Origin of the sequence: Bacillus nitratireducens, from assembly GCF_001884135.1 — a bacterium.
Lineage (GTDB): Bacteria > Bacillota > Bacilli > Bacillales > Bacillaceae_G > Bacillus_A > Bacillus_A nitratireducens.
Map to the genome: position 1 here is coordinate 1 of NZ_MAOC01000073.1, position 13,056 is coordinate 13,056.

Genomic DNA, 13,056 nt, shown 5'->3' on the forward strand with positions numbered 1-13,056 from the left:
ATGGATTACGATTTTTCATAGCTCTTTACTTGAAAAAATGTGTGGAGATTCATTAGCGGCGTTATTTTATGTTAGTAACTGGTGGTATATCTATCATAAATTATCGTACTTTGATAATTTTAACCAGCTTTCTCCATTGAATCATTTTTGGTCGTTAGCAGTTGAGGAACAATTCTATGTTGTCTGGCCGTTTATCATTAGTTTAGGACTTTACCACATAAAAAAACAATCCCGTATGATTTTATTGATTTGTCTGGGAGCTGTTGCTTCAGCTTTAGCGATGGCAATTTTGTATGAACCTGGAACTGATCCGAGCAGAATTTATTATGGCACAGATACGAGGGCCTTTTCTTTACTTATTGGAGCGGCACTTGCCTTACTTTGGCCAAGCAATAGGCTTGCAAATAAAATTATTCCAAAGGCGCGTCTCATTCTTGATGTAGTGGGAGGAACTGCTCTTATTATTATATTACTTATGTTTTGGAAGACGAATCAATATGATCCGTTTCTATACAATGGAGGAATGGTTCTCTTATCAATTGCAACAGCATTGTTAGTGGCAAATCTTGCTCATCCAGCTAGCCGCATCGCTCAATTTTTACGATTTAGACCTTTACGCTGGATAGGGATAAGGTCGTATGGCATATACCTCTGGCATTATCCAATTCTCACATTGACGACTCCAAAAGTAAATGCTGGAGATTTCTCACTAATAAGAGCAATTCTTCAATTTCTTCTTATTATAATGATTGCGCAAATTTCATGGAAGTATATTGAAAAACCAATCCGACAAGGTGCGCTCCGAAATATTGAGTTTAAGAATTTAAGAATTCAAAATGTCGCTTTAGGTGTTAAGTTAGCTTTAATTTGTGCAGTATTCGTTTCGTCGATAGCCGTCTTTGGGTTAACAAAAGTTAGTAAGGCTAAGGAGAATCCTCAACTAGATAAGGCGGAAGCAGTACAAACACACCCTGCGAAACATCCAGTTGCATCTTGGGATAATCCAACTCAAGAGACGCCTCAAAATCAAGAAGAATCAAAAGAAGTAAATTCTGCGCAACCTAAAGATGCTCACACCGTTACTGCAATAGGCGATTCCGTTATGATTGATATTGCTCCGTATTTAAAAAATACTTTTCCTGATATTAGGATTGATGCACAAATTGGTCGCCAACTGTCAAAAGCGATTCCTGTAGTTGAACAGTTAAAGAATGAAGGGAATTTAGGAAACTATGTCATTATTGGATTAGGTACAAATGGAGCCTTTACTACTGAGCAACTTGTATCATTAATAAATTTAATTGGGAATGAACGTAAAATGATATTTATTAATACGAGGGTACCACGTCCGTGGGAATCAATCGTGAATGAGAGATTAAAAGCGACAACATCTGAATATCCGAATATAACTCTAGTAGATTGGTATGCAGCAAGTGCTGGAAAGGGAGACTACTTTGCACCTGATGGTGTGCATTTAACCAAAGTAGGTGCAGAAGCATACGCAGCACTTGTAGCCAAAGCGGTGAATCAATAATTAGATATATTTTATTAACTTCTTTTGCAAAATTAACTGAAATGTAAAAGATCTATGGTTGAGGAAGACAAATTTTTTGCAGTCATCAATAATTTCTGTAATTCATTATACGTCGAAAAAGCGAAGTTTGGTTGAAGACTCCGTCTTTTTTATACAGGGCATGAATGGTTTCGATGCCGTTTACTATACGTGAGGCATGACGAATGTTTTGAAATCCTGCGGATTTGGAAAAGTGTCTGTCGCTTTACATGTCGCTGGTCCTGTTCTGTGAGATTATTTATAGGAAGAAAGAATGTAACTTCCTAACTTTAAAAATAAGCCCGAAGAATTATTTAATTCTTTGGGCTTATTTTTGGTTCTGGTGCAAAAATGATTACGTAGATAATCCAACATGAATGTTATATTCTCAAGAGAATGAGTTGTTCGGAAATCAATATAAAAATCCGTATTTTTATACTTTGTAAAGATTGAACGTTTGTAATTACTCTCATATTTTTGTGTATATTTTGACAGCATTCGAGGTTTGCACCAGAACCCTCTAATTGTACCATCAGCAAGGACAATTTTGTGCAAATTTGGATGAATAGGACATCCATGTAAAGTTAACATAACGTCCCATTATCGGTAGAAAAAATGTTATATCCTTAATTACATAAAGAAAAAGAATCCCTTATGGTTTCTAGGATTCTTTTTCTTGTTTAAAGTTTGCTCACACAAATGATCTGCACATCAATTCATCTTTGATATACAGATCATTTGTATGATAATTCTTATAAATAATTGCTGAATGATAAGCCTACATAAATGCTTTTAAAAGTTCTTGAACGAATGGAAGTACTCCACCTACAAATTTCAAAATTGCCATTGCGATTTCCATAATCATTTCCTCCTTTTTTATATTAAGATATTATGAATCTTTATACTCTCATTATAGTAAGTGTTTATATAGATAGCAGGTTATTTTAATATGCAATATTACATATTAAAAGACGGCTTATATTGTTATGATAGAAAAGTTAAATTCTACAGCATTTTTCGATGTACTGCGAAGCTAATGATTATGAAAGTTCCAGTAGGTAAAAAGGGAGAAGGATTTTTATAATTCTTTTCCCTTTTTATATGTTCACAAACAGAACATATCTATAATAAGAGAGTGGTTGTATACGATTATTTATTTCACTCCCTTTTCCTCATATCTCTTTACAACCCGATAAAAAGGTTCGACTTGAGGGGAACGAAGAAACTTATATATCATTATTAAATTATTTAAACAAGTAGGTGATAGTATGGGAACATTGTTAGAGGAATGTATTGAAATTTTGGGACAGAATATAAGAATCTTATCTAAAGAAGAAAGAGAAATGGTTCTTATAAATTTTGAAACTAATTTTTATATTACACAAGGGGGACGCATTGAATGGTCAAAAATAACTCAGTGCATTGAAATAAATACAATTGATGAATAATTTCATATTTGAATAGTTGTTACGATGAATATAATAAGAAGGTTTATTTAATTTGGAATGAAGGGAAATTACCAATTGGTAAGACAGACTTAGATAAGGTTTTCGAAGTAATAGACGATGTTAATGCGGTTAGCTTTGATACTTGGATATATGGGTTCTGGTGCGAAAATTTCAAGACCATTTCAAGTAATCTCCTAAACTTGGACATACTGATAGTATGATTCTAAAAAAGGTGCGTGATCAGTATGGAAAAATTACAGAAGACAGAAGGTGTGCGGTATGAGTTTACTAGATAGTATCAAAATTTCCCTATCTTCTATTCTAGCTCATAAGCTGCGCTCAGCCCTTACAATGCTAGGGATTATTATCGGTGTAGGTTCTATTATTACCGTTGTTGCGATTGGACAGGGCGGGAAAGCTGCATTAAAATCACAATTTGTTGGTTCTGGAAATAGTGTGATTTCTATTCATTATAAGGCCAACATGAATGATCCATCCGGTATGGAATCAATAGGAAAACCGAAATTGACAGAAGAAGATATTTTTGAAATTAAGAAGATTTCAGAGAATGCACATGTAATTAAGACAAATTAAAATATGGAAACACTAGATGTTAATGATAAAAAAGAAATGGTAAATATAAAAGGGCTAGACGATGAATACTTTGCTGTAAATAAAGTTAAGGTGAAAAAAGGTCATTCTTTAAATGATACAGATATTGAACAAGGAAATAATGTTGTCATTATTAGCGTGGGTTTAGAAAAAAGGATATTTGAAAAAGAGAATCCCATTGGAAAAAATCATTGAAATGAAAGGCCAACCAATGCAAATCGTTGGTGTATATGAAGCTACAGGTGGATTTATGGGAATGGGAGATTCCGAGGCGTTATTTCATTAACGTTATGGCCAACGTTGTATGGAACAGATGAAATTCAAAGTATTTCTGTCCAAGCGAAAAAAATCGATAATTTAGATGCCGCTGGAAAGAAAGCAGCTGATGTATTAAATAGTCGTAAGCAAAGTGAGTTTACAGGTAAATATAAGGTACTAAACTTAAAAGAAATTCAAAAGGGTATTTCTAAAATGACAAATATCATGACGATGATTATTGGTGGTATCGGTGTTATGAACATTATGCTTGTATCTGTAACAGATCGTACTCGTGAGATTGGGGTACGTAAAGCACTTGGAGCAACGCGTAGTAAAACCTTACTACAGTTCTTAATTGAAGCTGTTATGTTAACGCTTCTTGGGGGACTAATTGGAATTGGCCTTGGTTATGGAGGTGCATATATTGTGTCAACATTTGCAAAATGGCCACCACTTGTTTCATGGCAAGTAGTCGTTGGCGGTGTGTTATTCTCTATGACACTTGGTATTATTTTCGGGTTGATCCCAGCGAACAAAGCAGCAAAATTAGATCCAATTGAAGCCCTTCGTTATGAATAAGTTTATTAGTAGAAAGCTATTTATTTAATGTGGTTCTGATAAAAAGATAAAACAAAAAAGAATTCCTCGTTTCTTTTGGGATTCTTTTTTGTTTGCAAAGGTATGTTTATCTGAATACACGTAAATTTACAAGGTTTTTAAACACAAAAATAGGAGGCATTTTATGATTTTTTGTTCAACATTACCGTGTACAGAAATGTACAAAGAAAGAATATGCAATATTGCATTTTACATTATTTCATCGGGATAATATGTTATTTATTGAATGTAATATATAAATGGAGGAAATGTTATGAACAAGAAATCAAGGTTTACCCAAATGATGCTCGGTATTAGTACAATGGCCTTATCATTTGGAAGTATCCAAACACAAGTATCAGCGGAAGAAAACACACCTTATAATGTGTTACAAAAGAAACCAATTGGGATAGAAACTTCAACAGATGAAATTGCACATTCTACAAAATCAGACGAAACATTGTCTTATGAAGAACGTTTAAAAGTAGGCGATTTTTCACAACGTTCAGCTCCGGTCGTGAAACGAGCAGCGGCAAAACAATTTCAGCAAAAGTATTCTGTGGCAGAGCTGAATAGAATGAGTAATGACGAATTCATCGATACATTGGCAAGTATTAGTTGGAATCAAATTACAGATTTAGATCAATTTAATCAAGAAACAAAAGAGTTTTATCAGAATAAAGAGCGAATACAGGTTATTATTGATGAATTAGGTCGTCGTGGAAGCACGTTTACAAAAGATGATACAAAAGGGATTGAGACGTTTGCTGAAGTATTACGTTCCATATCTTATGTAGGCTTTAATAATAGAGAGGTAAGCTATTTAAATGAGAGAAGCTTTCATGATAAATGTTTACCTGCATTAAAAGCAATTGCAAAAAATCCGAATTTTAAATTTGGTACAGATAAACAGGATGCAGTGGTATCTGCATACGGTAAATTAATTAGAAACGCTTCTTGTGATGCTGAAACAGTTCAATATGCGGCGAATATATTAAAGCAATATAACGATAATATTTCCACATATATAAGTGACAAGAAGAAAGGGGACGCCTTGTATGAGCTTATACAAGGGATTGATGATGATATACAGTCTTACTTGTTTGAGACACGTAAAAAAGCGGATGAAACAATATGGTATGGGAAAATTGATGGTTACATAAATGAAGTTAGTCGAATGGCTCTTTTGAACCATCTAACAACAGAAAATAAATGGTTAATTAATAATGGTATATATTATACTGGTCGTTTAGGGAATTTCCATAGTAATCCAAATAAATCTTTAGAAGTACTTACACAAGCAATGCATATGTACCCTCGTTTAAGTGAGGCTTATTTTAATGCGGTAGAGCAAATTTCAACAAACTATGGTGGAAAAGATTATAACGGAAATACAGTAGATTTTAAGAAAATACGTGAAGAAGGCCAGCAGCAGTACTTACCAAAAACGTATACATTCGATGACGGCTCTATTGTATTTAAAACAGGAGATAAAGTAACGGAAGAAAAGGTTAAGAAACTATATTGGGCTGCAAAAGAAGTAAAAGCGCAGTATCATCGTGTAATTGGAAAAGATGGAGCGTTAGAATCAGGGAAAGCTGATGATGTACTGACAATCGTCATTTATAATAATCCAGATGAATATAAACGAAATAGCCAACTATATGGATATGATACGAATAATGGTGGGATTTATATTGAAGGAATCGGAACGTTCTTTACATTTGAGCGTACACCGCAGCAAAGTCGTTATAGTTTGGAAGAATTGTTCCGTCATGAATTTACACACTATTTACAGGGAAGATACGAAGTTCCAGGATCATGGGGACAAGGAGAAATGTATCAAGATCAACGTTTGACTTGGTTTGAAGAAGGAAATGCAGAATTTTTTGCAGGATCTACTCGTACGAATAATGTTGTTCCGCGCAAAAGTATAATTAGTGGATTATCATCTGATCCTGCGAAACGTTATACAGCAGAACGAACATTATTTTCGAAATATGGAGAAGGAGACGAAAAATGGGACTTTTATAATTATTCTTTTGCACTGCAGTCTTACTTATATACTCATCAATTTGAAACTTTCGATAAGATTCAAGATTTCATTCGTGCAAATGATGTGAAGAATTATGACGCATATCGTGAAGCTTTAAGTAAGGATCCAAATTTAAATAAAGGATACCAAGACTATATGAAGCAGTTAATTGATAATCAGGGTACATATAATACTCCGCAAGTATCAGATGATTATTTAGCTACCCCTTCACCAAAGCCACTAGCTGATGTAAAGAAAGACATTACGGATGTAGCAAAGATAAAAGATGCAACGATTACAAAGCATAAGTCTCAATTTTTTGATACGTTTACATTAGAAGGGACATATACAGGTGGCGTAACAAAAGGAGAATCTGAGGATTGGAAAACGATGAGCAAGAAAATCAATCAATCTTTAGAACAGTTAGCGCAAAAAGAATGGAGCGGCTACAAAACAGTTACAGCGTATTTTGTTAATTATCGTGTGAATGAGAAAAATCAATTTGAATATGATGTTGTATTCCATGGTGTTGCAACGGGAGAAGAAGAAAAACAGACTGTTAAAGTAAATATGAATGGACCGTACAATGAAATATTAAATGAAAAGGTTGAGTTTCATAGCGATGGTACAGAAAGCACAGGTGGAAAAATTGTTTCTTATCTCTGGGATTTTGGGGATGGTACAACAAGTACAGAAGCAAATCCTACTCATGTATATGGAAAAGAGGGAACATATACTGCAAAGCTAACAGTGAAAGATAATAAAGGAAAAGTAGGCCGAGGACAAACATCGGTTACCGTAAAACAGGATGAGCCAGCAGGTCATAACTATCAAAATGCAAAGGTAATTCGTTTTAATAAGCTTTCAAAAGGAAATATGGATCGTCCAAATATGGCGTATATGCACACATTCAATGTCACATCTCCAAAAGAAGTAGATATTTCTTTTATAGATGAACTGGGAATTGGGATACAATGGGATGTATATCACGAATCAGATTTAGAACATCCTGTTATTACGGGCCAAGCGGATGGAAATAATATAAAAGGGAAATTTGAAGCGAAACCTGGGAAGTATTATTTAGTTTCATTTTTTGAAAAGGAAAACGGAAAGGGAACATATTCGGTTCTGTTGCAAAGTTAGAAAAAATATAGAGAGGTCTACAAATTGGAAATAGACTTTAAGCAATCGCTACTAATTGCTGTAGTTCTTTGTACACTGAAAAGACGGAGTCTGATTCAAGACTTCGTCTTTGTTTATATATCGCCTGAATTGTTTCAATCCCTTTTATGGTTCTTGAAGCATGACGAAGATTTTGCAATCCCGCTGATTTGGCAAAACGTCTCTTTACATGCCTATGATCCTGTTCAATCAGGTTATTGAGATATTTAACGGTACAATGTTTTGTACGTACATAAAAGCCGTTCTTTTTCAGTTTTTTGAACGCACAAAGCAAGGACGGGGCTTTGTCTGTAGTAAGAACTGTTAGTTCTCCAAAATGTTTTACTAATCTTTTCATAAAGGCATAGGCAGCCTGATGATCCCGTTTTTTACGAAGTTGAATATTCAACGTGTTTCCATCTTTATCAATTGCACGATAGAGATAACGCCATTCTCCCTTAACTTTGATATACGTCTCATCCAAATGACTATGAATCCATGTCCTTTAAATAGAGCTGTTGTTACGCCGTAACCAGTTTGTTTATTTCCACTAATTACATAAATCTTATCGTTTTTTGCACCAGAACAGATAGCCCTACATTTATCTGCCTCTTTGGTAAGGCATCGAATAATCCTTACTTATACTATCGCGATTTCTGATAACTTACATGTAGAGGTATCGCTCAATATAACAAAAATGTAATGTTAATGAAATGTAATTCCATCGATACTAATAATGAAATTATATAAAATGAATAGGAGTTAAAGAATTTTTATAATGAAAAAGGAGAAGTACTAATGCGAAATATATTAAGTGTAGAAAAAATTGAAAAATATTACGGTAATAAAGATAATGTAACAAAGGCTATAGATAATATTAGTTTTAAGGTAGATGAGGGAGAATTTGTTGGGATAATGGGGCCTTCAGGAAGTGGCAAAACTACATTACTTAACTGTATATCAACGATTGATCATGTTACGACGGGAAAAATAATGATAAATAATAGTGACATTACGCGGTTAAAATCAAAATCACTAGATAAGTTTAGACAAAATGAATTAGGGTTTATATTTCAGGACTTTAATTTATTAGATACTCTTACCGCTTATGAAAATATTGCCCTAGCGTTAACTATAAAAGGTGAGGAAAGTTCAGAAATTGATGGGAAAATACAAGCAGTTGCAAAATATTTAGACATTGAACAAGTATTAAGCAAATACCCTTATCAAATGTCAGGCGGACAAAAACAAAGGGTTGGTTCGGCAAGAGCTATCGTAACAGATCCATCTTTAGTACTTGCAGATGAACCAACAGGATCGTTAGATTCTAAATCAGCTAGATTATTACTTGAAAGATTTGAAAGTTTAAATAAGGATTTAAAAGCTACCATACTTATGGTTACTCATGATGCATTTACAGCAAGCTATGCTCATAGAATTCTTTTTATTAATGATGGCAAAATATTTATCGAGTTGGTAAGAGGAAATGATTCCAGAAAAGAGTTCTTTACTAAAATTATCGAAGTTATAACCCTTCTTGGAGGTGACGATAATAATGTACTCTAAGCTTGCTATTGGGAATGTAAAGAAAAGTTTTAAAGATTATGCAATATATTTCTTAACACTAACACTGGCTGTTTGTATATTTTATAGCTTTAACTCAATAGAATCACAAAAGGCACTTATGGAAATTAACGCTTCAGATAGAAAGTATGTGCCTACAGTTATGAACGCTATCTCAAATGTGTCAGTATTTGTATCCGTAATATTAGGTGGTTTAATATTGTATGCAAATAATTTCTTAATTAAAAAACGTAAGAAAGAATTAGGAATATACATGACTTTAGGTATGGGAAGAGGAAACATATCCAGAATATTAGTAACAGAGACATTTCTAGTTGGCGTTATATCTTTAGTGAGTGGACTTATAATAGGTATTGGAGTATCGCAGGGTTTATCTACATTTGCATTAAAGCTATTTGACTTGCCCATTAATAAATATAAATTTGCAATTTCAACAGGTGCTATAGGTAAAAGCGTATTATACTTTGGAATCATGTTTTTACTTGTTATGTTATTTAATGTATATGTTGTTTCTAAATACAAAATAATTGATATGTTAACAGCAGGTAGAAAAAACGAAGATGTAAAATTTAGAAATCCTCTTATCTATGTAATCACATTTATTATGTGTGTAGCATCACTTGGATATGCATATGTGACTGTACTAAAAATCGGATTGAATTTTACTAATCCTATGCTCGTGGTATCAATCATTCTTGGCATATTAGGTACATTGCTGTTTTTCTTTAGTTTGTCTGGATTTATATTATATGTTGTAAAGAAGAATAAAAAAGTCTATTTTAAAGGGTTAAATATATTTATCATCAAACAAATAAATAGTAAGGTGAATACAAATTTTATATCCATGTCTGTAATCTGTTTAATGTTATGCCTTACAATGGTGGCTTTATCTACAGGAATCAGCTTTAACAGAATGATGGACGCAACAACGAAAGAAATAACACCATTTGATGCCAGTATTACGTTGGAGAATAAGGATGAAAGTTACACTATAGAAGATGTATTAAATAAATTTAATTTTAAAATAAGTAATAACGAAAAATATGTATCTTATAATGTATATCAAACAGGGATGGAAGTGGTGGACTTTGTACCAGAACTTAAAGATTATAATCACAGTATAGATTTCATTAAAGTATCTGATTATAATAAAATTTTAAATCTTAAAGGTGAAAAGGAAATCACTTTAAATAACAATGAAATTTTACTTTTATCAAATGAAAGCCGGTTTGTTAATTCGACAAATGAAAGATTAAAAAATAGCAATAAGGTGAATATTAAAGAAAAAGAATATTTGGTAAAAAACGCTAAGGTTATACAAGAGAATCTTTACACTTATGATGTGCGAACTAATTACTTCACAATTGTTATAAATGATGAGTTTTTATCAGGCCACAAAATTACTGCATCCGTACTTAATGTAAATTATTTAGATGGAAATAGAGAAGAATATAATAAAAAATATGATAACGTTGCACGGGGCTTTTATGACGAAAATGGTCCGAAATTAAATATTAATCGTATAGCAGGCAAATCAAAGGATGAAGTTTATGCAGGAAGTAAGGGATTGAAAACTATCGTACTGTTTATTGGGATATATATAGGTATTGTATTTTTAATAACGAGTATGGCTGTATTAGCTCTTCAACAATTGTCAGAAGCCAGTGATAGCATAAATCGATATAAATCTTTGAAGAGAATTGGTTCAAACGGAACAATGATCGACAAAACGATTTTTATTCAAACTTTCGTATACTTTAGTCTTCCAGTTTTTCTTGCCATAATTCATTCTATAGTTGGAATTTATGTAGTCAATTATTATATTAACACGTTTCAACAAACAGACATTATTTTACCAGCATTGATGACGGGCTTAGTATTTCTTGTAGTTTATGTAGTATATTTCTACACGACATATGTCGGGTATAAAAATATTGTAAAAAGTAATACTTGATTTTATAATGCTCATTAGGGCTATTACACCTTGTTTCTCAAGAGGTAATAGCCTTATATTCTGTATAGGGAGAGAAAAGTCATGAAAAAAATCATTCTGATTGAAGATGACGAAATCATCAGAGAAGAATTACAAAATTTTTTTATAAAGTATGGATATGAAGTAAAGGCTCCCACAGATTTTAATCATATTATCAAATATATAGAAAGTGAGAATGCAGACCTTATATTACTAGACATAAATCTTCCTGTGTTCGATGGCTATTATATATGCAGAGAAATACGTAAAACTTCATATGTTCCAATCATCATGGTTACAAGCAGAGATAGTGATGTAGATGAACTAATAAGTATGAATTTAGGAGCAGATGATTTTATAACAAAGCCTTATAATACAGAAATACTATTAGCAAGAGTAACAAATATTTTAAGAAGAACATCTGGAGATTTCAAGACGAATCATATCTTAATCTATAGAGATTTTAATTTAAATCTTTCGAATGCAACAGTTACTTATCAAGACAAGTCTGTAGAGTTAACTAAAAATGAAGTTAAGATACTCTCATGCTTAATAAATAATCGCGGTAATATTGTAAAAAGAGATACACTCATGGAAACCTTATGGAAATCTGATTATTTTGTGGATGATGCCACCTTAACTGTTAATATAAATAGAGTAAGAAAAAAGCTTGAAGAGATAGGTATAGAAAATCCAATTGCAACAAGAAGAAATTTAGGGTATATAATGCCATGAATATAGGTGAATTTATTAAAGATAAAATGGTAGTAATACTATCTAATGTACTGGTATTTATTATATTAGCAGGTATATTGCTGACTGCGAATGTTCAGTTCATTATAATATTCTTTGTCTTTTGTATTTGGTTTTTTCCATTGATTTCATATATGGCTATAGAATTTATAAAATGTAGAAATTATTATAATGAGATTAATGGCATATTAGAAAACTTGGAGAAAAAATACCTACTTCCAGAGGTAGTAAAGGAAGCAAACTTTATACATGGGGAAAAATTTAACGCTATACTGAAAGAAGTAAGTAGAGATATGCATGAAAATGTAAAGTATTATAGAGATATGCAGTTGGATTACAGAGAATATATAGAGAAATGGGTGCATGAAATTAAGACACCAATAGCTTCTACAAAGCTTATAATTGAAAATAATCAAAATGAAGTAACGAATAAAATTGACTCTCAAATGGATCGAATTGAGGGGTTTGTTGAACAGGTTCTGTATTATTCTCGAAGCTCTAACGTGAATAAAGACTATATGATAAAGCCAATCAACCTTGATAATGTAGTAAGGAATGTAATTAAAAGAAACTATAGGGATTTTATTCATAAGAGAATAAAATTAGATATACAGGATATTGATGAGATTGTATATAGTGATGGGAAATGGATTGAATTTATTATTAATCAAATAATAGGAAATTCTATAAAGTACTCAAATAACAAAGAACAAATGATACGTATATACACAATTAAGAAAACTAACTCAGTAATACTAACTATAGAGGATAATGGAGTAGGGATAGTAACTAAAGATATAAATAGAGTTTTTGAGAAAGGGTTTACTGGAGAGAATGGAAGAAGATTTAGCAAAAGTACAGGAATGGGCTTGTATCTATGCGAAAAACTATGTTCAAAATTAGGATTGAAAATTGGCATTGAATCTGAAGTGAATAAAGGAACTAGAGTTACATTAATATTTCCTTTATCAGGTATGGCAACTTTTGAGTCTTATTTATAAAAGAAATGCTGCCATCTTCCCACGAATTTCATATGAAACTTATAAACAAATGTAAAACGGTATGAAAAGAGTAGAAATTCTCT

General features: G+C 32.4%; 8 protein-coding genes and 4 pseudogenes. 9 read left to right on the plus strand and 3 right to left on the minus strand.

What is annotated here, in order from left to right; all coding sequences use genetic code 11:
• A partial coding sequence (locus BAU23_RS18820; protein WP_071734992.1) for an acyltransferase family protein occupies positions 1-1,534 on the plus strand: 1,534 nt, incomplete at its 5' end.
• A gap of 32 nt (positions 1,535-1,566) precedes the next feature.
• Here the strand turns inward: BAU23_RS18820 and BAU23_RS30700 are convergent.
• A pseudogene (locus BAU23_RS30700) lies at positions 1,567-1,815 on the minus strand (hypothetical protein); the annotation flags it as partial.
• Between the two features lie 1,005 nt (positions 1,816-2,820).
• On the opposite strand from BAU23_RS30700, the gene BAU23_RS18835 reads away from it, so the two are divergent.
• The 4 genes and pseudogenes from BAU23_RS18835 (at position 2,821) to colA (ending at position 7,645) form a co-directional block, all read left to right on the plus strand.
• Entirely contained in the window at positions 2,821-3,000 is a 180-nt protein-coding gene (locus BAU23_RS18835) for a CDI toxin immunity protein (RefSeq protein WP_002094895.1), read from the plus strand.
• Between the two features lie 8 nt (positions 3,001-3,008).
• Entirely contained in the window at positions 3,009-3,221 is a 213-nt protein-coding gene (locus tag BAU23_RS31045) for a CDI toxin immunity protein (protein WP_420866269.1), read from the plus strand.
• Positions 3,222-3,279: 58 nt separating this feature from the next.
• Positions 3,280-4,449 (plus strand): annotated as a pseudogene (locus BAU23_RS30705) (ABC transporter permease).
• A 292-nt stretch (positions 4,450-4,741) separates the two neighbouring features.
• Positions 4,742-7,645, plus strand: coding sequence for a collagenase ColA (colA, locus tag BAU23_RS18855; protein ID WP_071734996.1), 2,904 nt, complete (start codon positions 4,742-4,744; stop codon positions 7,643-7,645).
• A 37-nt stretch (positions 7,646-7,682) separates the two neighbouring features.
• Here colA and BAU23_RS18860 read toward each other — a convergent pair.
• Positions 7,683-8,147 (minus strand): annotated as a pseudogene (locus BAU23_RS18860) (IS6 family transposase); the annotation flags it as partial.
• Positions 8,147-8,215 (minus strand): annotated as a pseudogene (locus tag BAU23_RS30710) (2-thiouracil desulfurase family protein); the annotation flags it as partial. The pseudogenes BAU23_RS18860 and BAU23_RS30710, both read right to left, overlap by 1 nt.
• A 246-nt stretch (positions 8,216-8,461) precedes the next feature.
• Between BAU23_RS30710 and BAU23_RS18865 the strand changes: the two are divergent.
• From BAU23_RS18865 to BAU23_RS18880, 4 genes are all read left to right on the plus strand, one after another.
• Positions 8,462-9,229 (plus strand): ABC transporter ATP-binding protein, encoded by a 768-nt coding sequence (locus BAU23_RS18865; RefSeq protein ID WP_048564021.1) that lies wholly within the window; start codon positions 8,462-8,464, stop codon positions 9,227-9,229.
• Positions 9,219-11,201 carry an FtsX-like permease family protein gene (locus tag BAU23_RS18870; RefSeq protein ID WP_071734997.1) on the plus strand — a complete coding sequence of 661 codons (1,983 nt, stop codon included), beginning with the start codon at positions 9,219-9,221 and terminating at the stop codon, positions 11,199-11,201. Before BAU23_RS18865 ends, BAU23_RS18870 begins: the two co-directional genes overlap by 11 nt.
• An 81-nt stretch (positions 11,202-11,282) precedes the next feature.
• The gene (locus BAU23_RS18875) at positions 11,283-11,954 is read left to right on the plus strand and encodes a response regulator transcription factor (RefSeq protein WP_071734998.1); all 672 of its coding nucleotides are present in this window, start codon (positions 11,283-11,285) and stop codon (positions 11,952-11,954) included.
• The gene (locus BAU23_RS18880; protein ID WP_071734999.1) at positions 11,951-12,973 is read left to right on the plus strand and encodes a sensor histidine kinase; all 1,023 of its coding nucleotides are present in this window, start codon (positions 11,951-11,953) and stop codon (positions 12,971-12,973) included. The genes BAU23_RS18875 and BAU23_RS18880 overlap by 4 nt, the downstream gene beginning before the upstream one ends.
• Positions 12,974-13,056 lie beyond the last annotated feature (83 nt).